We start from the raw sequence: 21,605 nt of genomic DNA, 5'->3' as shown, positions 1-21,605 counted from the left end.
TTTAAATTTGATTAAATCCATTTAAAAGAAAGCTGTCACGTAGTTGACATGGTTATTAATATGCATAATTCATAACCAGATGACAACAAAAAATTTCGGATATTCACCAAAACAATAAGGCTTATCAAAAAACAAGCCTTACTTCGTGATAACGTTTACATAAAATTACTTGCCGTTAGGGTTTCTTGTATCGCCGCCATTGCTAAAATTTCTCATTAGCAGTGCATATTCTAGGTCTAGATCTTCAGGTACAGGGATGAAAACAAAATGTCCATTGCCTTTTGCATCTTCAATGGATTCAGATTTCCGGTTTTCCATGATCTCAAGTGTAAAGTTAACGTTTCCATTTGGTGTCATTAACTCTAATCGATCACCTACCAAAAATTTATTTTTAACTTCAACTTCAGCTAGCTCACCGCGGCGTTTGCCTGTGAATTCACCAACAAATTGTTGTGTATCTGAAATAGAATAACCGTACTCGTAGTTCTGATAGGTATCGTGAGTATGGCGACGTAAGAAGCCTTCCGTATAACCACGATGAGCGAGGTTTTCCAGTGTGCCTAAAAGGTTTGCATCAAAAGGTTTTCCTTCGATAGCATCGTCTATAGCCTTACGATAAACCTGAGCAGTGCGAGCGCAGTAGTAAAAAGACTTAGTACGTCCTTCTATCTTAAGAGAATGTACGCCCATTTTGGTCAAGCGCTCCACATGCTGGACGGCACGCAGGTCTTTTGAGTTCATGATGTATGTGCCGTGTTCATCTTCAAATGCGGCCATTTTTTCTTCAGGGCGATTACTTTCTGAAAGTAGAACAACATCGTCTATTGGTTTACCAAGCCCCAAAGTGTTATCTGGACGCTCAGATACTTCTTGGATTTCAACGATCTGTCCTGAATCGTTCTCTTCTGCTTTTTCTACGTTGTACTCCCAACGACAAGCATTAGTACAAGTACCCTGGTTAGGATCTCGTTTATTGATGTAACCAGAGAGTAAGCAACGGCCAGAGTACGCCATACAAAGTGCGCCGTGGACAAAAATTTCTAGCTCGGTTTCTGGGCAGTGTTCGCGAATTTCTTCAATTTCTTCTAGAGAAAGTTCTCTTGAAAGAATAACTCTTTCAACGCCTTGGCTAGACCAAAACTTAACGGTAGCCCAGTTTACGGCATTCGCTTGCACCGATAAGTGAATAGCGATATCTGGAAAGGATTCCCGAACCATCATGATTAAACCAGGATCAGACATTATTAATGCATCAGGACCCATCTCAACAACCGGCTTCAAATCTCGAATGAAAGTTTTTAGCTTTGAGTTATGAGGTTGAATATTGCATACCACATAGAGCTTTTTACCCTGTGCATGAGCCTCATTAATACCGATTTTTAGGTTCTCATGATTGAATTCGTTATTGCGAACACGAAGGCTATAGCGTGGTTGTCCTGCGTACACTGCATCAGCACCATAGGCGAATGCATAACGCATGTTCTTTAAACTGCCAGCAGGAGACAGTAATTCTGGTTTAAACATATTTAATTCTCTAGTCTGATTACAAGTCAGAATTGCACTACTAAATAGCACAATAATTGGGAGCGCGAATATTACGCGAAAAGTGAGTAAAATCCTAGAGGGTAGGTTTTAAATATGGACAGAACAAATGCGAAAAGGTCGCTAAGCGTTTTCAAAAATCCCCACGAGAGTGGGGATTGAATAAGGTCAAAAGTTCATTTTTCAAGGAAATGAAAAAATTAGCAGACAAAATGGCAAACATCAGCGTCTTTATGTGACCATAATGTCACGCTAAAACTATGACGTAGTATTATTTGCTAGCCCACCTAACTCTTTATAAAGATTAGGTAAGAAGCTTGCTAATTCGGAACTCATCAAAGAGAAGTCAGCATCAAATCGTGCTGCACGGTCTTCTCTTGGTATATCTTCATTTTGATCTTTTAGTTCTTCATTAAATTTTAAACGCTTGATACTGCAATCATCAGCTAAAACGAAATCGATATGCTCCTGCCAGTTTAAAGCCAACTTAGTTACGATTTTATTAGCTTGAATGTGGTTGATGATCTCTTCCGAACTGAGTTCCAATTTTTTACATCGAATGATGCCGCCATCTTCTTGAAGAGATTGTAATTCTGCCTCATCTAGCATGGTGATGCCTTGCGGGGTATCGCCTGTTTTTACCCATTCGGTCATTAAGTTTTCAATTGGTTGCTCTGGAATAGCAGGGACAACGGGTAGGCTACCTATACTCTTACGTAGTAGGGCTAATACGTCTTCTGCTTTGTTGAAGCTACTTGCATCAACAACGATTAACTGTTCATTCGGTAGAATTAAAACATTAGTAAACTGACTTTTGCTGAACGCTCGCGGGAGTAGGTCAACAACAATATCTTCTTTGATATTATCTTTTTCTTTTTTCTTAAGGGGTCGCCCCTCTTCTAGTTCCATTGCCTCTACTTTTTCTGCCATCGATTCATTGATAACAGAAGCGGGAAGCATTTTATCTTCTTTTTTTGCACAGATAAGAATACGGTTCTCTGATACATGAGTAAGCATGTCACCGAATTTACCCATTACATTGGTCCAGCCAAATTTACTTTTATCTTGGCTGCTGCACGGTGTGAAGCGAAACTCTTCTAGTTGCTTCTCTAACTGCTCTACATCAAATTCAATATCACGGTTGAAGCGATATACCAGACAATTTTTAAACCACATAGTCATTCTCTTATCTTAAATTTAGGCGACACATGATAGGGGATTAATTTAAATTTGTTGAGTGCTTTATACCAAGAAACTCTATTGTGACTAAAAAATGCAATGTATGGATTTATAATCGTTGCTAGGGTCTTGTATTTTAAGATGACTTGATGATGTGACGATGATGAGACAGTTATGTGAAAAATAGTTTGCAAAGGTCACAAAAGTGTCATACTTAGTGAAGATAATGCATAGCGTTGATTAAAACTTAAAGGTTGTTTAATTATGTCTAGAAGGATTCTGGTTGTTGAAGATGAAGCACCAATACGAGAAATGTTGTGTTTTGTTCTTGAGCAAAAGGGTTATCAAGCAGTAGAGGCAGAAGATTATGACGCTGCCCTCAATAAACTGTGTGAACCATACCCAGATCTCATATTACTTGATTGGATGCTACCTGGTGGTTCAGGTATCAATCTAATTAAACATCTTAAACGTGAAGAGCTTACTCGTCATATTCCTGTTGTGATGCTTACTGCTCGCGGAGAAGAAGAAGATAAAGTTCGGGGCCTAGAAGTTGGTGCTGATGATTATATTACGAAACCTTTTTCGCCAAAAGAATTAGTGGCTAGGCTGAAAGCCGTGATTCGTCGAGTATCGCCAACGGCGTTAGAAGATGTTATCGATGTTCAGGGGCTTAAATTAGATCCTGTTTCACACCGCGTAACGGTTGATGATGCTGCTGTGGACATGGGACCAACTGAATTTAAGATGCTGCATTTCTTCATGACTCATCAAGAAAGAGTTTATAGCCGCGAGCAGCTACTTAATAACGTTTGGGGTACTAATGTTTACGTTGAAGATAGAACGGTCGATGTTCATATTCGCCGTTTGCGTAAAGCACTTGAAGGTGCTGGTCACGATAAACTAGTACAAACAGTGCGCGGCGCTGGTTATCGTTTCTCAACGAAAGCGTAAAGGGCTATTTTCGAATCAATAGGTGCTCTCGGATAAATAGATGGTAGAAAAGTTAACATGGAAAAAGCTAGTCTGGTCACTAGCTTTTTTTACACACCATGGGTTATGATTGGCTGGTTGTTTGGATATATGCCGTGGTTGCTTTTAGCTGCCACGGCAATTCAGCTTTTATGGCACTTTCATAATCAAATACGATTATCCGCTTGGTTGTGGGATGAAAAACGCCTCACACCACCTTCTGGTACCGGTCATTGGGAAGGGTTGTTTAACGGTATTTATCGTTTAGGTCAAAGACAACGAAAAAAACGCAAAGAGTTGACGAATTTGATTCGTCGCTTCAGAAATGGTGCGGAATCACTTCCCGATGCAGTTGTGGTTTTTCGCAGTGAAGGGAATATCGTTTGGTGCAATAAGCTTGCTCAACACCTATTGGGTTTTCGTTGGCCAGATGATTCAGGTCAGCCGATTTCAAACTTAGTCAGGACGCCCGATTTTATCAAATACTTAGGTAAAAACGATTTTTCTGAACCACTTGAAATGCGGTCACCACTAAATGTTGAACGTATGCTCGAGCTTCGTATCGTGCCGTATACAGAAGGCGAGCATTTGATGGTAGTACGTGATGTCACTCAATTGAATCAATTAGAAGGCATGCGCCGTAATTTTTTTGCCAACGTTTCGCACGAGCTAAGAACGCCAATGACAGTTCTACAGGGGTATCTTGAGATGACAGAAGATCAAGATATGCTTATTGGACCAATGTGGCCGAAAGCTCATGGCGTGATGACCGAGCAATTAAACAGAATGAATGGGCTAGTCAATCAGCTTCTTACACTATCGAAGATAGAAGCGGCCCCGATGCATGATCTCGATGAGGTCGTTGATGTTCCGTCTATGCTTGCTGTATTGGAAAAAGAAGCACAAGCACTTAGTGGTGAGAGAGGGCATAAGTTTGTGTTCGATATTGATTTAAATCTAAAAGTTCTTGGTGATGAAGATCAGTTGAGGAGCGCAATATCGAACTTAGTTTATAACGCAGTTAAGTACACACAAGACGGGGCGGATGTGCACGTTAAGTGGTATCAAACCAATATGGGTGCGCATCTAGACGTTGAAGATAGTGGTGAAGGGATAGAGCCTCAGCATATAGTGCGACTGACAGAACGTTTTTATCGAGTTGATAAAGCGCGATCCCGTGAAACGGGTGGAAGTGGACTTGGCTTGGCGATAGTGAAGCATGCACTAAGTCATCATGATTCAGCTCTGGATATTAGCAGCGAAGTAGGCGTCGGCAGCCAGTTTTCTTTTGTGTTGCCCAAAAGACTGATAGTGACATAGGATTTCATCTTATATATGAGAGTTGTTATTAAGCCATCTATAGTCCGTATCTTATTTATAGTCGTAAGCTTGGTTTGTACAAGCTTTCAAACGTCAGCAAAAGATCTACCTAATTATAATAAAGTGTCTGGCCTATCTGGAAACTTGACCTCGATAGGCTCTGATACCTTAGCAAGTATGCTCTCTTTATGGGGAGAAGCATTCAAAACCTATTATCCCAATGTTAATGTTCAGGTTCAGGCTTCTGGGTCGTCTACTGCATCGCCAGCCCTCACCGAAGGTACGGCGCAATTTGGCCCTATGAGTAGACCTATGCGCCTTAAAGAGCTAGAAGCATTTGAACGGGAACATGGATACAAACCAACTGAATTAAAAATAGCTATCGATGCGATCGGAATTTTTGTCCATAAAGATAACCCTATCGAGGGACTAACCTTTGCTCAGATCGATAGTATTTTTTCTTCTACATTACGTTGTGGTAGTAATGTTTCTAAGGAATCTTGGTTCCAGTTAGGTGTTACGAGTGAATGGGCCAAACGTCGAATCCAGTTATTTGGTAGAAACTCTGTTTCAGGCACTTATGGTTATTTTAAAAAAACGGCCTTATGTGGTGGCGATTTCAAACGGAACGTAAATGAATTACCAGGATCTGCGTCGGTAGTGCAAGCTGTTGCGTCAGGAATAAATACTATAGGTTATTCAGGAGTAGGATATCGAGTTTCAAACGCAAAACGTCTGCCTATTTCTGTGGATGGTAATAACTATGTAGACGCCAATGAAGAAACGATTTTAAGTGGTGAATATCCGTTATCCCGTTTCCTATATGTGTATATTAATAAACATCCAAGTAAACGGTTGTCACTGATTGAAACAGAATTTATCCGATTTATATATTCAAAGCAGGGACAGGCAGTCGTCGAAAAAGACGGTTATGTCGCTATATCTGCGGAGTTAGCAGATGATGAGTTGAAGAGAATTGGCTTATAATGATTAAAAACTAATCTTCCAATCCACTTTCTGCCAAAAATCACTTTCTGTTTTCAAGTCGGCTTGAAGGAGTTTGTTGTTTTCGAGCCAATCTATATCTTCACACTCGATTTTCCAATGGTCATCATTTTTGATGTTGAGTGTTAGCTCTGGTAGGCCTTCTTCGTTGCGTTGACCATTCAATACAATGGCAAGGCGCAAAATTCGAATCAGTTGAATAATCTGTTTCTTTTTGAATAGATTAAACTCTTGCATCTCTTGCAGTTTAAGCGATTTGCGCTGAAAGCGAGCGAGAGTGGCAAGTACAAGTTGCTGCTCTTGGTTAAATCCAGGCATTGTTGTGTGTTGCAATATATAACTAGAGTGACGATGAAGCCCTTGGTAGCTGATACTCAGTCCCACTTCATGCAAAAGAGCACCCCAACCAAGTAAAGAGGCGAGTTCACCACTTTTCTTGATTCCTGTTTCAGAAGAAACTTGTTTTAAAAAGCTAATCGCTTGTTTTCTCACTCTGTCGGCATGATTTAAATCGACGATGTGTTTTCGAGCAAGATACTCTGTGGTTCGCATACGAATATCTGAACGCTCAAAGCGTTCTTCCATTTCGTATAACAAACCTTCACGTAATGCCCCGTCGGAAAAATGCAGTTCTTTAATACCAAGGCCAGTAACGATAGATTCAAGGATAGCAACACCTGCTGCAAACACGGGCTTACGTTCGATGGTTAAACCTTGAAGATCAATGTCGTCGATAGAATCAAATGCACAAAGCGTATCAATAAGCTTCACGAGACGTTTTTGAGTAATCACACCATCTTCAAAACCTAGGCCAATTAACACTTCCCGTATTGCTTTAATCGTGCCTGATGATCCAATGGCAGCTTCCCAGCCCTTTTTGCGATAAGGTTTAACAAGTGACTCAAATCTTTGTTGGCTAGCGATGCTAGCGTGAGCGAAGTTGCCTTTAGATAGCTTTCCATTGGCAAAAAATTGATTCGTAAAACTGACACAACCCATTAGTGTGCTATTAACTAATTCTGGCTCGAATTCTTGGCCGATGATCATTTCTGTGCTACCACCACCAATATCAATGACGAGTTTACTTTTTGATTCTGGTTGGGTATGAGCAACGCCGGCGTAAATAAGACGAGCCTCCTCAACACCTGAAATGATTTCTATCGGAAAGGGCAGTACTTCTCGGGCTCGGCGCATAAAAATGTTGGCATTTCGTGCTTGTCTTAATGTGTGGGTTGCTGCAATTCGGACATTCTCGGGTTTAAACCCTTGTAGACGTTCTGCAAACATCGTCAGGCATTCTAAGCCTCGAACGATAGACTCTTCATTAAGTAGCTTGTCTTTCGGGTTTAAACCAGAAGCAAGCCGCACACGTTGCTTGTGACGACTCACGATTTGTAGATCTTCTCCAACAATATGCGCAACAACCATATGAAAGCTGTTTGAACCTAAATCGATTGCTGCCACTCTACGTCTTTGAAGGTCTATTTTTTCATTCATCTTCTAAAAGTGTCTCATTGTCTTTTCTGGTCTGTTTTTCAACGTGCTTAATATAATCATATATAGCCAGTTGAGAGCGGATCTTCTTCCGATTACCACGAGAAACATAATTGTTACTCATATTGCTATCGATAATACGAGCTTTCATCGTATCTGTGAATTGAATATTGATTATATCTATAATACGTTGCTTAAGCCTTTCATCACGCACAGGGACCGTAACTTCTATCCGATAATCAATGTTACGTGTCATCCAATCTGCAGAAGAGATGTGAACGGATGGGTCGCCGTCGTTTTCACAGATTATTACTCGTGGATGCTCTAAGAAGCGATCTACGATACTAATGATTTCAATATTGTCACTAATTCCCTCTACTCCAGGAACAAGCGAGCACATACCGCGAATTATCATCTTTATTTTTACACCTGCCGCGCTCGCGCCATACAGTTTGCTGATTAATCCTTTGTCCACTAAGTTGTTAACCTTAAGTGTAATACCTGTTTTTTTACCCAGTTTCTGGTTTGCAATTTCTTGGTCAATCAATTTATAAAGTCGACTTCTGGAATTACGAGGAGAGACAATTAAGTGATTGAATTTAACCGGGCGATAAGGGTTTTCAATGTAGCCAAATACGTTGCGTACTTCTTCGACGATGTCTTTGTCTGCGGTTAACAACGCAAAGTCGGTATAGATACGAGCTGTTTTTTCATGAAAGTTACCTGTACCTACGTGGGCGTAGCGAACAATCTCACCATCTTCTCGGCGAGAGATCAGCAATAATTTTGAATGTATCTTAAGGCCGGGAGCACCAAACTGAACGTGAACTCCAGCGTCGGTTAATACTTTGGACCATTCGATATTCGCTTCTTCATCGAAGCGCGCTTGAAGCTCCACTACAACCGTTACATCTTTACCACTGTGAACAGCATCAATCAGTGAGTTCATAAGTTTGGAGTGTTTAGCTACGCGATAGATATTAATTTTAATACCACGAACCTTAGGGTCAAAAGAGGCTTGGCGAACTAATTCTGCGACATGATCGAAGGTATGGTAGGGGTAATGCAACAGGATATCTTTGGCTTTTATTGCTTCAAAACTGTTGTTATAGCCTTCAAAATCTGCGCAGGTAAGTGGTGGCAGAGGTTTGTTTTCTAGATAATCTCTACCTACATTTGGGAAGCCAATAAAATCTTTGAAGTTATGGTAACGGCCACCCGCTATCAGACTGTCATAGTTAGATATTTTAAGTGCCTCACACAAGAAATAAAGCATCTCTTTGGGCATATCTCGCTCATAGACAAAGCGTACAGGCATAGCGGTTAAACGCTGTGCGACACCTTCGGACATTTGCTCTAACAAGCTATGTTCAACTTCGAACCCTAAGTCATATTCTGCATCACGAGTCATCTTCATTGAGTAGCAGTGCAACTCTTCATACTCAAAGAAGCCTTGGAAGATGTCATCTAGGCAGTAACGAATGATATTGTCGAGTAAGATGATAGTTTTACGACGCTTCCCTTTTTGTTCGGGAACCATAACAAAACGAGGTAATTGATCCGTTGGGATCTCGATAAGAGCATATTGCGCTTTGTCTTTTTTCTTTTTCTTCCTCATTTCAACGGTTAGGTAGGCGTATTCATCCTTTAAGAATGACAGTACGTCTATATCTTCAGTCATTATGAGAGGGGATATATGGGGTAATACCTCTTCTTTGAAGTACTTTCTTATCCATTTTTCTTGCGGTTCGCTTAATTGGGTTTCGTTGACTAAAAATATACGGCGACGAGCCATTTCTAAGAGTAATTCGTTGTATAATTCGTCAAAGTCTTTTTCTAGTTGAGCCGCTTTGGATTGCATCTTCGCAAGGAGGTTTTTACCATCATCTTGGTTTCCGCGTTCTTGAGCAATAAGGATTCTTCGTTTTACATCAGAAAAACGGACTTTGTAAAATTCATCGAAATTATTTGAATAGATACCTAAAAAACGAATACGTTCTATTAACGGTACGTTTTTATCTGCTGCTTCTTGTAATACACGTTCGTTAAATGATAGCCAACTCAACTCTTTATCGATATAAAGTTTTTCTGCACTCATGATACCTTCCGACAAATATTAAGGGTGTTTTTACCGGTGAACCCTAAAACAGGGAAAAATAGATAGTGAAAGGTAGGCCCTTTTTGTTACATAATTATTTCAATGCTGCCTACTTTGATTATTGCTGACATTTTTCAGTTATCTACATACTCATTGTAATGTAACTGTCACGTAAACGAAATATTATTGAGACGCTGATAAAAAGGATAAATTTCGCCATGGCAAACGCCGAGTTTTCATTAAATGAACGAGACAAGGTTCGATACCTTAAAGATCGCCTAGCTCGTATTATCGTGAAAAGTGGTGGCATTGGTATCCTTGCAGCTATTCTTCTTATTTTTTTCTATCTTGTCTCTATGGTCCTGCCGGTATTCTCAAGTGCAGAAGTAAACCTAAAATCCGACTATAACTATCAACAACAGAATAAAACGATCGGTATCGGTGTTGGAGATTATGGCGAAAATGCGTTTGTTTTCGATGATACGGGTCAACTGAAATATATTGGATTTGAAGAAGGTGTGGCTAAAACATTATTGACGACTAGTATTCTTAAAAAACCAGTCGCATTCGCAAAAAGTGCTCAATCTCAAGGGTGGTATGGTTATTCAAATAGTATCGGAGAGGTTCTCGCTGTAAAACCTAGATATAACGTGTCGTTCACCGGAGACGGACGCATTCTTACTCCTAATCTAAAGGTTTTTAATGACGGAAATCCGATAGTCGTTGATGATAAACGAAACCCGATAAAACAGTTTGCCTTTTCTGTTCAAGATGATGTTGGCATCTTTGTCGCAGTATCCGCTTCTGGTGAGGTAAATGCGGTTAGAGTAAGTCAACAAAATCATCCAGAATCCGCCGAGTTAACATGGCAAGTAGATAAACTGAATTTGCCAGTATTACCTTCTCGTATCGATCAACTGAATGTTTCTCCGGACGGAAAACAGTTGTTCCTTATATCGGAAGATGGATTGATGATAGCTCAGCTCGTTAAAAATGACTTTCAAGCCAGAGAATTTGTCGATTTATCTCGTGGAAATGTCAACAAAGCTGTTAAGCAAATCAATCTGCTTTCTGGAGCGCACTCAATACTTGTTACACACAGAGACAATACCGTTTCACAATGGTTTGATGTGCTAAAAAGTGGTGAACGAGTACTGACTAAAATTCGAGAGTTTTCGTTGAGAGAAGGTAATCAAATTCTTTTGACAGACACCTATCGTAAAGGATTTTACAGTTTTACAGACAACGGTTTAATGCAAAGTTTTTATTCGACGAGTGAGAATCAACTTTTTTCAGGCCAAGTTTATTCGAACTTACCAGATGCCGTTGCGATGTCTAATAATGAAAGCTATCTCATTGGCCTTAATGACGACAAACTATTCATTCATGAACTGAAAAACGCGCATCCAGAAGTTACCTTTTCCTCTATCTGGAGAGAAGTTTGGTATGAAAGCTATCCAGAACCTCAATACGTCTGGCAGTCAACTTCCGCTAGCGATGACTTCGAAGCCAAGTTTAGCTTGGTTCCGATTGCATTTGGTACGTTGAAGGCGACTTTCTATGCAATGCTGTTTTCTGTACCGTTAGCCGTGTTTGGGGCAATCTACACGGCCTATTTCATGTCATCTTCAATGAGAAAAGTCGTTAAGCCATCGATAGAAATTATGGAAGCACTTCCAACCGTGATTATTGGTTTTCTCGCTGGATTGTGGTTGGCTCCTATAGTGGAAACCTACCTTACAGGAGTGGTGGTGCTACTCATTATGTTGCCCGTATCAGCGATAGTAATGAGTTTACTTTGGGGGATAATTCCGAAAAAGATAATGCGTGAGCTACCAGTTGGTTGGCATGTCATTGTCCTTATTCCTGTCATCCTCATCGTGAGTTATTGCAGCATTGTCTATTCAGTTCATATTGAACGTTGGTTATTTGAAGGCGATGTTCGAGTGTTCCTTGCTGACCATGGGATAAATTACGATCAGAGGAATGCGTTGGTTGTTGGTATCGCAATGGGTTTTGCCGTTATACCAACAATATTTACCATTGCCGAAGATGCGATTTTTTCTGTGCCAAAACATCTTTCAGATGGTTCACTGGCATTAGGAGCCACGCAATGGCAAACGTTATTATATGTGGTGCTACTTACCGCGAGTCCGGGTATATTCTCAGCGATAATGATAGGCCTCGGTCGAGCAGTAGGTGAAACGATGATCGTGCTTATGGCGACAGGTAATACACCAATTATGGACTTTAGTATCTTTGAAGGGATGAGAAGTCTTTCCGCAACTATCGCGGTTGAAATGCCGGAAACAGAAGTGGGCGATACGCATTATCGCGTTCTATTTTTGGCTGCACTTATTTTATTTATCTTCACTTTTGCAGTTAATTCTCTCGCTGAGTTAGTCAGGCAAAGACTTAAAGATAAATACAGTTCGATGTAGGTTTTGGTTAAATTGATACAGCGCTATATAACAGCTTTCTCGCTGAGAAAAGTATCCATGTAGTTGTTTAGATTCAAATCGTTAGAAATCATAGGAATAAAATAAACGTGCTTTTTCAGTGGATAAAATCAGGAAAGCCTTGGATTTGGCTTACAGGTGGAGCAGTCAGCGTTAGTCTGATATCTGTTTTCGGCCTGCTATTATTGATTGGCTGGAAAGGTTTGGTTTATTTTTGGCCTATGCCTTTATCTGTATGGACAAACGAAAACGGTAATCAAATTGTAGGTCAGGTTTATCAGCGTGCCACAATACCGGTTTCAAGGCTTTCTCACGGACAAGAAAACTTGCCAGAGCAGATAATTGAAGATGGAAGCGTAGAACAACTCAGTATTAAAATTGCTAACAGAGAATTATATCCGCTCGATTTTATCGCAGTATTAGAACCTAATTTGTCAGAGCCAGAACACCCAAAAGAGTGGGTTGTTTTAGAGAGAATTCAAAACGGTTCTTTTTTTGGTCGGCCAGTAGAGTACGTCACTGAACACGGTCGATATAGCTCGGATGTAAGGTCTCATTTGAGATATGGTGTTGATTTTGCGGACGCATTACGAGTAGAGATGGATCGTATTCTCAATGTTGAAGTTCGTGAAATTGGTTGGGAGCTTAGCCAGATAAGGCTTCAAAAAAGAAAAGTAGAGTTTAATGGGAAGCTAACACCAGCTTATTTGGATGAGTACGATGAAAAAAAGAAAGCGTTAGAATCACTTATCTCGGAGGCGGAGTCTAAATTAGCTCAAATACGTTCTAAGCTAAAAAGTGAATATTTAGTCGTGGAAGAAATGTCCGGTAGTATTCATCAGATACCTTTAATCGACATTCTGGATGCTTGGTATCCTAATGATATGACCTATTTTGAAAAAACTGTGCACTGGGCAAATCAAGCCCTAAAATTTCTATTAGATGATCCCAGAGAAGCGAATTCAGAAGGTGGTGTTTTTCCTGCGATATTTGGTACGGTTTTCTTGGTTCTAATGATGTCCATTATCGTTACTCCATTAGGAGTGTTGGCTGCCGTTTACTTACATGAATACGCAGAAAATAACGCACTAACTCGCATCATTCGAGTTGCGGTTATCAACCTTGCCGGCGTTCCTTCCATTGTTTATGGTGTATTTGGACTTGGCTTCTTTGTTTATAGCATTGGTGGTTCTATAGATGAGTTTTTTTATGCGGATAAACTGCCGACACCAACATTTGGTACACCCGGAATACTTTGGTCAGCATTAACGTTAGCACTGCTTACATTACCTGTTGTTATCGTCTCTACAGAGGAAGGGTTAGGACGCATTCCTTTATCTGTGAGAGATGGTTCTTATGCGCTAGGCGCAACACAGTTCGAAACGTTATGGAGAATAGTGTTACCTCTGGCTAGTCCAGCCATCATTACTGGATTGATCTTAGCCGTGGCACGAGCCGCAGGAGAGGTTGCTCCGCTTATGCTCGTTGGCGTGGCTAAATTAGCGCCAAGCCTACCAGTTGATAGTCACTACCCATTCGTGCATCTTGAACGTAAATTCATGCACCTTGGTTATCATATATATGATGTCGGTTTCCAGACTCCAAATATTGAAGCGGCTAGGCCACTAGTATATGCAACCTCCTTTTTGCTTGTTATGGTTGTTGTTGGGCTTAATTTAACGGCCATTAATATTCGTAATAATTTGCGAGAAAAATACCGTGTTTTAGGACAAGATTAATCATGTTTTCAGTCAGTTCAACATTAGGCTATGAGCCACCTTTAGATGTGCAAAATTTATCCGATAAAGATACGGCTATCTCTATAGAGAAATTAAATCTGCACTATAGAAATAGTCGGGCGCTTAGCGATATTTCAATGCGAATTCCTAAAGGGAAAGTAACCGCGTTTATTGGACCATCGGGATGTGGGAAATCTACGCTCTTACGCTGTATTAACCGGATGAATGATCTCGTTGAAGGATGTCGAGTCGACGGAAGTGTTTATTTACATGGTAAAAATGTTTATCAAGACGATGTCGATGTTGCTACGTTAAGACGACGTGTTGGTATGGTTTTTCAGAGACCGAATCCTTTCCCCAAATCTATTTACGAAAATGTGGTTTATGGCCTTAGACTGAAAGGTGTTAAAACCGCAAGAACGCTAGATGATGCAGTGGAAAGTTCATTACGTGCTGCCGCTCTATGGGATGAAGTAAAAGACAGACTGCATGAGAATGCATTTGGACTTTCAGGTGGTCAGCAGCAACGATTAGTTATCGCAAGAGCGATAGCCATAGAACCTGAAGTGCTATTATTAGATGAGCCAACATCAGCATTGGACCCGATATCTACATTAACCATTGAAGAATTAATCAACGATCTAAAGACCAAGTACACAGTAGTCATTGTCACTCATAATATGCAGCAAGCAGCGAGAGTGAGTGACCATACTGCGTTTGTTCATTTAGGCAAACTGATTGAGTACAGCGATACAGACTCGATATTTACCTCTCCTACGAAAAAGCGTACTGAGGATTACATTACCGGTCGATATGGTTAAACTGTTTACGTAGAATAAAAATAAGATGAAATCGCTAACTTACATCAAATCGCTAACTTAAAAGGTAAATAATGCACTTTGGTCGTCACATTTCTGGGCAGTTTAATGTAGAACTCGAATCCATTCGAACCCATGTTTTAACCATGGGGGGATTGGTGGAGCAGCAGCTATCCTACTCGATGCAAGCACTAAACAAAGAAGACATGGAGTTAGCGCAAAAAGTAATACATGACGACCATAAGGTAAATGCGATGGAAGTTTCTATTGATGAAGCTTGCACTCTGATCATCGCTAAACGGCAGCCTACAGCGAAAGATTTACGCTTGGTTATGGCGATTATTAAAACGATTACCGATTTAGAGCGTATTGGTGATGTGGCAGCTCGAATCGCACGAGTAGCGCTAGAAACACCGTCAACCAAGCATAAACACTATCATGTGTCTTTAGAGACATTAAGCCGTCAAGCTATCGCTATGTTGCATCAAGTTCTTGATGCTTTTGCTCGGATGGATGTCGATGCGGCAGCCGATGTGTATAAGCTCGATAATAATCTGGATATAGAATACAAAGCCGTGATTGCACAATTGACCAAAAATATGATGGAAAATCCGAAAAACATTCCTAGTATTTTACAAGTTATGTGGTCTGCAAGAGCTATTGAACGTGTCGGTGATCGTTGTCAGAATATTTGTGAATACATAATCTATTTTGTGAAAGGCAAAGATGTGCGTCATCTCGATGAAGATGATATATATGAGCACATCAAATAATATCTACTTTTCTAAATATTCCGGTACATAAGATTGCTCTTCGATAGGCGCTCTTATATAACCTTCTTTGTTTATTTCGGGGAGTTCAATTTCAGGGAATATAATGTCATGGTATTCAATACTAGACAGTAAGTGGCTGATACAGTTAAGTCTTGCTCGTTTCTTATCATCTGACTCAACGACCCACCATGGACATTGCTTAGTGTCGGTGTAATTAAACATTTTATCCTTTGCTTCAGAATATTCAGCCCAACGACTTCGAGACTCCAGATCCATAGGGCTGAATTTCCAGCGTTTGATCGGGGTGTTGATTCTTTCTAAGAAGCGTTTTTCTTGTTCTTCATCGGAGACCGAAAACCAATATTTTAAAAGTATAATGCCAGAACGGCTTAGCATGCGTTCAAATTCAGGGCAGGATCGTAAAAATTCTTCGTATTGGTCATCGTTGCAAAAACCCATTACCTTCTCAACCCCAGCACGGTTGTACCAACTTCGGTCAAAAAGAACCATTTCGCCCGCGGCAGGTAGGTGCGCTACGTAGCGTTGAAAATACCATTGTGTTTTCTCTTTTTCTGTTGGGGCAGGAAGGGCTGCGACTCGACAAATACGAGGGTTCAATTTTTCCGTTATTCTTTTTATTACGCCACCTTTACCAGCCGCGTCTCGGCCTTCAAAAATAACGACGACTTTGAGCCCTTCTTGTTGTATCCAGCTTTGCAGCTTAACCAGTTCAATTTGAAGTTTTTCTAATTCTTTTTCGTATACTTTTTTATCCGTTTTTGCCATACAAAGTCTCCTCGTTGTTATCATTATGTTAGCAAGTATCAGAAAAAGAAAAAGTTTTGCTAAATGAAACTGAGAACACGACTACAGTTAGATTTAACTTATGAAAAAAAGTAACATTTGAATGATTCCATAGCTCACATTCTGCTATGGACAGGGTGTATATCAATGAGTAGACTGTGATTTACTGTCATTAAAATATATTTTTTATTTCAATAACATACGGTTTTTCTTAATAGATACGGTGGAACTATGATTTGTCAATCTCCAGATCTAATCTCAGCTCTTAAAGAGCATGACGGTTGGGTAGTTAAAGAAAATGAAAATACATTAGTCATTACCAATGAAGATAATATCGACGCTTTTCTTGCCATATCGGGCGAGCAGATCCTTGTCGAGGTTCTTCTATTTAGCAAAGATCTCGTCAAGAATCCGCAAGCACTTAATGAATATGTGCTGAAAACCCATAAGATGTTCTCGTTAACAACAATCGGTATTAATGAGATTGATGGTGATGAGTATTATGTTGCGTTTGGCTCTCTTTCATCTCAGTCAAAATTAGAAAGTGTCATTATTGAAGTGGCAACCTTGTTCCGTAATGTCGAAGCGTTCATCGAGTTATATCAAGAGTACTTAGTGGATAGTGGACAAACAGTGGAGAGTGAATAATGAGTGTTTGGAAAAAACTATTCTCAGCCGTAAAGGGTGGCGCAAATGAAGCTGCTGAAGCTGTTGCTGACAATCAAGCTTTGCGCATCCTAGACCAAGAGATCAGAGAAGCGAAAGCAGAATTACGCCGTTCAGATGAAGCTTTAGTGAGTATTATTGCTAAGCGCAAGATGTCACAAAATAAAGTCGATGCGTTTAATCAAAGCATTGCTGAATATGAGAACCATACCCGTTTGGCTATGGAAAAAGGCCAACAAGAACTTGCTCTTGAATGTGCACAAAAAGTGGCGAACTTAAGAAACGAACAAGATGCAGAAAGCGTCTATTTAGAGCAATTTAAGTCATCAGCACAGAGTATGAGTACCAATATCGCTCAAGCAAAAGACAAACTTCGTCAGCTTGAGCAGCAGGTCGACGTTGTTAAAGCGAATGAAGCGGTTCAGAAAGCGCAGTCCGCTGTTTCCGCTACCAATGTAGGCGCCAATGCAAAAATGCATACCGCTGTAGAGTCATTGGATAGGATTAAAAAGCGTCAGGAAGAAAGATCAGCACAGCTTGAAGCTGCGGCAGAAATTGCCGATGAAGCGTCTGGCAGTTCATTAGACAAAAAACTAGCAGATGCTGGGATTACCTCCGGGCAATCATCAGCAGAAGATGAATTAGCTCGGATTCTTGGAAAATAAAGAACGGAGCATCAATGAAAGCATCGTAAGGTGCTTTTATTGGTTTATACCGGTTCATTTAAATAGGGACATTAATGTCACCTACGTAGCTAGAAGTAATTTGATAAGAGGGAACGAATATGTCGTTATGGTTGGCGATGCGTCAATGGACGGTTCGTCACTTAGGTCAGTTAACCGGAAGAAACCTGACTTTCTTACTGGTTAGTTATATAGCAACAAGTTGGATTTTACTTCGTCTCGTTGGAGAGTCTGATCTTACCAATTCATTTAGTGTATTTATTTACTATTTGGTCGTGACGGCTTCTACCGTGGGGTATGGTGATTACTCACCTGCTACTGATATTGGGAAGTGGGTCACCTCGTTATTTATTATCCCTGCAGGGTTAGGCTTGTTTGCCATCGCTGTCGGACAAGTGGCGAGTGTGCTAGTGGAATCTTGGCGTAAAGGAATAATGGGGAAGCGGAGCCTTAAAATGAAGAACCATATATTGGTGCTCGGTTGGAACGAAAAGCGCACATTAAATATGTTAGACATGCTTTTGCATGAAGAAAAGAAGAGTCGTGCAATTGTATTGTGCTCCTGTGCGGAAATCGAGAATCCATTACCAGGTGTTATTGAGTTTGTCTCGGTTCCTAGCTATGTAGATAGCGCCGAAATGGCACGAGCAGGCATATCGGATGCCAGCTGCATTATTATTGATACACCAGAAGATGATGTCACGTTAAGTGCGGCACTTTTTGCTAGCGGCCAAAATTCAGATGCACACATTTTGGCGTATTTTAACAATGAAGAACTAAGTAATCTTCTTAAGAAGCATTGTCCAAATATAGAGTGTATTCCATCAGTTTCAGTTGAAATGCTTGCTAAGTCTGCAGTTGACCCGGGGTCGAGTTCTCTTCATCAAGAGCTGCTAAGCACAACGACAGGGATGACTCAGTATTCGATTACTTATCCTTCAAATCATCCAGCAACGCAATTTGAGGTTTTATTCCACTTTTTTAAACAGACCCATGATGCCATATTAATTGCTGTTAATGATGGTAGTGGCCTTCAAGTGAACCCCAACTTGAAAATAGAGGTTAGTGAAGGGATGACCCTTTTCTATATCTCCGATGAGCGGATTACCGATGTTAACTGGCCTTAGTAGGAGTGCACATGTTTGGTTGGTTTAAAAAGAAAGAACAACAGCCTCAGAAACCGAGTTCACCTGAAGTACTTGGTTTGCGATTGGGCGGTGCAATTGAGTTAGATGATCTCAAATTTCGTTTAATCGAAGAGTATCTCACGATAGAAGGTGCGGCTCGAACACAACTCATAAAAGCGGTTGGAGAGGTAGAACTCGACGGACAAACGAGGTTGCTACGTTTCTATACTGATGATGATGGCTATTTTCAAGTGCTACAAAATGGTAAGTCAGATGCGGATGTGGCTGAAGTGAAGCTGGTTTATTTTTATGAAACAAAACCAATCGATAGTGACAAGCAGTGGGAACATTGGTTAGCGTCAGAATTGGTTAAACCTAATAAGATTCTCGACGAGCAAACGTTCTACAAAGTTTGGGAAAATGAACGCCCAGTAGCGATGACGGAAAAAACATGGTTCGAAGACGGCAGTGTTAGTGAAACCGATCAATTTGCCATGGTATACGAAAGAGAAATTAATCCGGAATTATTTGAAGGTTTGCAAATAATTGCGGAAGAGAAAATTGAAAATAATCAGCCACAAAGAAGTGTCGTTTTTAGTACCAGCATTGATGTATCTCCAACTGATTTTAGAGTCATTGGCTAATGATGATGGCAAAAATAAACAAAACAATAAATTAAGGGACTAGAATGCAATTACTCATAGATTCTATTGGAAATGTTGGGGCATTTTTGCTCTATTTTTCTATTTCATTGGCATTTTTACTACTTTTTAAAGTGATTTATGTCCGGTTTACTCCTTACGATGAGTGGGCACTCATTAAAGATGGAAAAAACGTTTCAGCAGCGATTGCATTAGCTGGGTCCATACTTGGTTATAGTTTGGCGATTTCAGGTGCAGCAAGTAACTCTGTCAATGTTGTTGATTTCGCCGTTTGGGGTGTAATTGCTTTGTTGGCTCAAATAGCGGCCTTCTTTTTAGTTCGTTTTACCTTTATGCCAAAGGTTTCCGAACGAATAGAGCAAGGTGAGATCCCTGCAGGTATTGTTATGGCCGCGACGTCAGTTTCTGTTGGGTTGTTAAACGCTGCATGCATGACTTACTGATAAGGAGATTGTGAGGATGAAAAAAACCAAACAAGTATCTTTACAACGAATGCGAAAATCGTGGCGTCCTTTTGCACAAAACTCCCTTTCAGTTGCCATTGTATCGGCAATGTTAGCAGGGTGTGGTGACAGTGAAGAAGCCACTATTTATCAAGGTGTTGATGATTGCGTTGGTGATAATCCAGATTTTGCCGAGCAATGTAAGGCTGCTTACGAATATGCGTTGGAAGAGTCGAGTCGTACTGCGCCTAAATACAATACCGAGAATGAGTGCTCGCAAGAGTTTGGTGCAAACGCCTGTGTTCAAGCTCCTGGCTCAAGCTGGTTTATGCCAGCGATGACGGGGTACATGTTTGCCCGCATGATGACGAATAACCGACCTTATTATTCTCAACCGATGTATTCTTCTCGCTATCCGGGAAGCATTTTCCACAATCGTTGGGTCAGTTCAGATGGATACGATTATGGCTCAAGTCGCTACAACAAATCGACGGTTAAGGTTGGGCGAGATCAGATGAAGCCAAAACCGACAGCAACGAAAACCATGTCTAGAGGCGGTTTCGGTTCAACTGTTTCGGCTAAATCGAGTTGGGGAAGTAGCAAATCATCATCAAGTAAGAGTTGGGGCGGTTAAGCGATGTTAAGGGTAAACGCTAAAGAAAGAAAACACTGGAAAGCGTTAGCAAAAGAGTACGGTTTTGGTTTTCATTCGGTTTACGAAGATCCTTACTGGGATGAAACCGCTTACTATCAGTTTACCCTTGAACAAATAGAAAAAGATATTGAAGACCCGACAGAAGAGCTCCATCAAATGTGTTTACAGGTGGTGGATAAAGTCGTTGGTGATGAGTATTGGTTGCGAAAATTTCAAATACCAGAACCGATGTGGGAAAACGTCCTAACTTCATGGAAGCAAAAAGAGTCATCATTATATTCTCGTTTAGATTTTGCCTATGATGGAAAAGGGGTGGCAAAGCTATATGAAAATAATGCTGATACGCCAACGTCACTCTATGAAACTGGTTTTTGGCAATGGCTATGGCTGGAAGATATGGTCGATAGCCAGCAGGTTCGCCGAGATGCGGACCAATTTAATCTCCTGCAAGAATTGTTAATAGAACGGTTTCAAGAGATCGCTATACAGCAGCCTGGGCAAACCCTGCATTTTAGTTGCTGTAAAGACAGTGTCGAAGATCGTGGTACCGTGCAATATATTGAAGATTGTGCGCTAGAAGCCGGTTTATCGACTTCTTTTGTTTTTACTGAAGATATTGGTCTAAACAATAAAAATGAGTTTGTTGATCTAAATGATCAAGCCGTTCGCTGGATGTTTAAGCTTTATCCGTGGGAGTTTATGTTCAGAGAGCAGTACGCGGCTAATTTGCAAGAGGCGAAGGTCAATTGGCTTGAGCCGATGTGGAAATCTATCGTAAGCAATAAGGCCTTATTGCCATTACTCTGGAAAATGTTCCCTCATCACCCAAACCTTATCCCCGCGTTTTTTCCTGACGATAAAAAAATAAGTACTCTTGGTGATTATGTGATTAAACCTCTTTTCGCTCGAGAGGGAGCTAATATTTCTATTATAGAAAAAGGCAAAAAAACACTTGAGACGGGTGGGCCTTATGGAGAAGAGGGCGTTATTTATCAAGCCTACCACCCTTTACCTAAATTTGGTGATAACTATACTTTAATCGGCAGTTGGTTGATAAACGACAAAGCTGCAGGTATGTCTATTCGAGAAGATACATCAAGAGTGACTCAAGACCTATCACGTTACATCCCACATATTATTCTTGATTGACCAGAGTCCACTTATCT

Annotated in this window: 18 protein-coding genes and 1 pseudogene; 14 read left to right on the top strand and 5 right to left on the bottom strand. The window is 40.6% G+C overall.

Annotated elements, in window-relative coordinates; genetic code table 11:
- Positions 1-165: 165 nt before the first annotated feature.
- Positions 166-1,524: a prephenate-dependent tRNA uridine(34) hydroxylase TrhP gene (gene trhP, locus PGX00_RS14430; protein ID WP_272137609.1), complete on the bottom strand. Its 1,359-nt coding sequence runs from the start codon at positions 1,522-1,524 to the stop codon at positions 166-168.
- Between the two features lie 276 nt (positions 1,525-1,800).
- A complete protein-coding gene (gene rdgC / locus PGX00_RS14425) occupies positions 1,801-2,718 on the bottom strand; it encodes a recombination-associated protein RdgC (RefSeq protein WP_272137607.1) in 918 nt (305 codons plus the stop codon).
- A gap of 267 nt (positions 2,719-2,985) precedes the next feature.
- On the opposite strand from rdgC, the gene phoB reads away from it, so the two are divergent.
- From phoB to PGX00_RS14410, 3 genes and pseudogenes are all read left to right on the top strand, one after another.
- On the top strand, positions 2,986-3,675 hold the full coding sequence (gene phoB, locus PGX00_RS14420) for a phosphate regulon transcriptional regulator PhoB (protein ID WP_272137605.1): 690 nt from the start codon (positions 2,986-2,988) through the stop codon (positions 3,673-3,675).
- Between the two features lie 40 nt (positions 3,676-3,715).
- A pseudogene (gene phoR / locus PGX00_RS14415) lies at positions 3,716-5,013 on the top strand (phosphate regulon sensor histidine kinase PhoR).
- A 15-nt stretch (positions 5,014-5,028) separates the two neighbouring features.
- Complete coding sequence (locus tag PGX00_RS14410) at positions 5,029-6,000, top strand: PstS family phosphate ABC transporter substrate-binding protein (RefSeq protein WP_272137603.1); 972 nt, start codon at positions 5,029-5,031, stop codon at positions 5,998-6,000.
- A 3-nt stretch (positions 6,001-6,003) separates the two neighbouring features.
- On the opposite strand, the gene ppx is transcribed toward PGX00_RS14410, so the two are convergent.
- Positions 6,004-7,515, bottom strand: coding sequence for an exopolyphosphatase (gene ppx / locus PGX00_RS14405; RefSeq protein ID WP_272137601.1), 1,512 nt, complete (start codon positions 7,513-7,515; stop codon positions 6,004-6,006).
- Entirely contained in the window at positions 7,508-9,610 is a 2,103-nt protein-coding gene (gene ppk1 / locus PGX00_RS14400; RefSeq protein WP_272137598.1) for a polyphosphate kinase 1, read from the bottom strand. The genes ppx and ppk1 overlap by 8 nt, the downstream gene beginning before the upstream one ends.
- Before the next feature lie 218 nt (positions 9,611-9,828).
- On the opposite strand from ppk1, the gene PGX00_RS14395 reads away from it, so the two are divergent.
- From PGX00_RS14395 to phoU, 4 genes are all read left to right on the top strand, one after another.
- On the top strand, positions 9,829-12,051 hold the full coding sequence (locus tag PGX00_RS14395) for an ABC transporter permease subunit (RefSeq protein ID WP_272137596.1): 2,223 nt from the start codon (positions 9,829-9,831) through the stop codon (positions 12,049-12,051).
- 107 nt (positions 12,052-12,158) lie between these two features.
- Entirely contained in the window at positions 12,159-13,808 is a 1,650-nt protein-coding gene (pstA, locus tag PGX00_RS14390; protein ID WP_272137594.1) for a phosphate ABC transporter permease PstA, read from the top strand.
- A gap of 2 nt (positions 13,809-13,810) precedes the next feature.
- A complete protein-coding gene (pstB, locus tag PGX00_RS14385; protein WP_272137592.1) occupies positions 13,811-14,629 on the top strand; it encodes a phosphate ABC transporter ATP-binding protein PstB in 819 nt (272 codons plus the stop codon).
- 71 nt (positions 14,630-14,700) lie between these two features.
- Positions 14,701-15,399 (top strand): phosphate signaling complex protein PhoU, encoded by a 699-nt coding sequence (gene phoU / locus PGX00_RS14380; RefSeq protein ID WP_272137589.1) that lies wholly within the window; start codon positions 14,701-14,703, stop codon positions 15,397-15,399.
- Between the two features lie 3 nt (positions 15,400-15,402).
- On the opposite strand, the gene ppk2 is transcribed toward phoU, so the two are convergent.
- Entirely contained in the window at positions 15,403-16,185 is a 783-nt protein-coding gene (gene ppk2, locus PGX00_RS14375; RefSeq protein ID WP_272137587.1) for a polyphosphate kinase 2, read from the bottom strand.
- 249 nt (positions 16,186-16,434) lie between these two features.
- On the opposite strand from ppk2, the gene PGX00_RS14370 reads away from it, so the two are divergent.
- The 7 genes from PGX00_RS14370 to PGX00_RS14340 all read left to right on the top strand — a co-directional run bounded on the left by PGX00_RS14370 (position 16,435) and on the right by PGX00_RS14340 (position 21,588).
- Positions 16,435-16,851, top strand: a complete 417-nt coding sequence (locus tag PGX00_RS14370; RefSeq protein WP_272137585.1) for a DUF2170 family protein — start codon at positions 16,435-16,437, stop codon at positions 16,849-16,851.
- On the top strand, positions 16,851-17,534 hold the full coding sequence (locus PGX00_RS14365; protein ID WP_272137583.1) for a PspA/IM30 family protein: 684 nt from the start codon (positions 16,851-16,853) through the stop codon (positions 17,532-17,534). The genes PGX00_RS14370 and PGX00_RS14365 overlap by 1 nt, the downstream gene beginning before the upstream one ends.
- A 119-nt stretch (positions 17,535-17,653) precedes the next feature.
- Entirely contained in the window at positions 17,654-18,679 is a 1,026-nt protein-coding gene (locus tag PGX00_RS14360) for a potassium channel protein (protein WP_272137581.1), read from the top strand.
- An 11-nt stretch (positions 18,680-18,690) separates the two neighbouring features.
- A complete protein-coding gene (locus tag PGX00_RS14355) occupies positions 18,691-19,323 on the top strand; it encodes a YjfK family protein (protein ID WP_272137579.1) in 633 nt (210 codons plus the stop codon).
- Between the two features lie 44 nt (positions 19,324-19,367).
- Positions 19,368-19,784 carry a DUF350 domain-containing protein gene (locus PGX00_RS14350; RefSeq protein WP_272137577.1) on the top strand — a complete coding sequence of 139 codons (417 nt, stop codon included), beginning with the start codon at positions 19,368-19,370 and terminating at the stop codon, positions 19,782-19,784.
- Positions 19,785-19,800: 16 nt separating this feature from the next.
- Positions 19,801-20,418, top strand: a complete 618-nt coding sequence (locus tag PGX00_RS14345) for a DUF1190 domain-containing protein (protein ID WP_272137575.1) — start codon at positions 19,801-19,803, stop codon at positions 20,416-20,418.
- A gap of 3 nt (positions 20,419-20,421) precedes the next feature.
- A complete protein-coding gene (locus tag PGX00_RS14340; protein ID WP_272137573.1) occupies positions 20,422-21,588 on the top strand; it encodes a glutathionylspermidine synthase family protein in 1,167 nt (388 codons plus the stop codon).
- Positions 21,589-21,605: the final 17 nt, after the last annotated feature.

Source organism: Vibrio algarum (assembly GCF_028204155.1).
Lineage (GTDB): Bacteria > Pseudomonadota > Gammaproteobacteria > Enterobacterales > Vibrionaceae > Vibrio > Vibrio algarum.
Note: the sequence above shows the minus strand (reverse complement) of the source record. Positions and strands in the feature narration are given on the sequence as shown.

Excerpts from the sequence above, each read along its gene's own strand:
- trhP (WP_272137609.1), bottom strand. The coding sequence starts at position 1,524 with ATGTTTAAACCAGAATTACTGTCTCCTGCTGGCAGTTTAAAGAACATG.
- ppk2 (WP_272137587.1), bottom strand. The coding sequence starts at position 16,185 with ATGGCAAAAACGGATAAAAAAGTATACGAAAAAGAATTAGAAAAACTT.
- PGX00_RS14370 (WP_272137585.1), top strand. The coding sequence starts at position 16,435 with ATGATTTGTCAATCTCCAGATCTAATCTCAGCTCTTAAAGAGCATGAC.
- ppk1 (WP_272137598.1), bottom strand. The coding sequence starts at position 9,610 with ATGAGTGCAGAAAAACTTTATATCGATAAAGAGTTGAGTTGGCTATCA.
- PGX00_RS14355 (WP_272137579.1), top strand. The coding sequence starts at position 18,691 with ATGTTTGGTTGGTTTAAAAAGAAAGAACAACAGCCTCAGAAACCGAGT.
- PGX00_RS14365 (WP_272137583.1), top strand. The coding sequence starts at position 16,851 with ATGAGTGTTTGGAAAAAACTATTCTCAGCCGTAAAGGGTGGCGCAAAT.
- PGX00_RS14360 (WP_272137581.1), top strand. The coding sequence starts at position 17,654 with ATGTCGTTATGGTTGGCGATGCGTCAATGGACGGTTCGTCACTTAGGT.
- ppx (WP_272137601.1), bottom strand. The coding sequence starts at position 7,515 with ATGAATGAAAAAATAGACCTTCAAAGACGTAGAGTGGCAGCAATCGAT.
- PGX00_RS14410 (WP_272137603.1), top strand. The coding sequence starts at position 5,029 with ATGAGAGTTGTTATTAAGCCATCTATAGTCCGTATCTTATTTATAGTC.
- PGX00_RS14395 (WP_272137596.1), top strand. The coding sequence starts at position 9,829 with ATGGCAAACGCCGAGTTTTCATTAAATGAACGAGACAAGGTTCGATAC.
- rdgC (WP_272137607.1), bottom strand. The coding sequence starts at position 2,718 with ATGTGGTTTAAAAATTGTCTGGTATATCGCTTCAACCGTGATATTGAA.
- phoB (WP_272137605.1), top strand. The coding sequence starts at position 2,986 with ATGTCTAGAAGGATTCTGGTTGTTGAAGATGAAGCACCAATACGAGAA.
- PGX00_RS14340 (WP_272137573.1), top strand. The coding sequence starts at position 20,422 with ATGTTAAGGGTAAACGCTAAAGAAAGAAAACACTGGAAAGCGTTAGCA.
- phoU (WP_272137589.1), top strand. The coding sequence starts at position 14,701 with ATGCACTTTGGTCGTCACATTTCTGGGCAGTTTAATGTAGAACTCGAA.
- pstB (WP_272137592.1), top strand. The coding sequence starts at position 13,811 with ATGTTTTCAGTCAGTTCAACATTAGGCTATGAGCCACCTTTAGATGTG.
- PGX00_RS14345 (WP_272137575.1), top strand. The coding sequence starts at position 19,801 with ATGAAAAAAACCAAACAAGTATCTTTACAACGAATGCGAAAATCGTGG.
- PGX00_RS14350 (WP_272137577.1), top strand. The coding sequence starts at position 19,368 with ATGCAATTACTCATAGATTCTATTGGAAATGTTGGGGCATTTTTGCTC.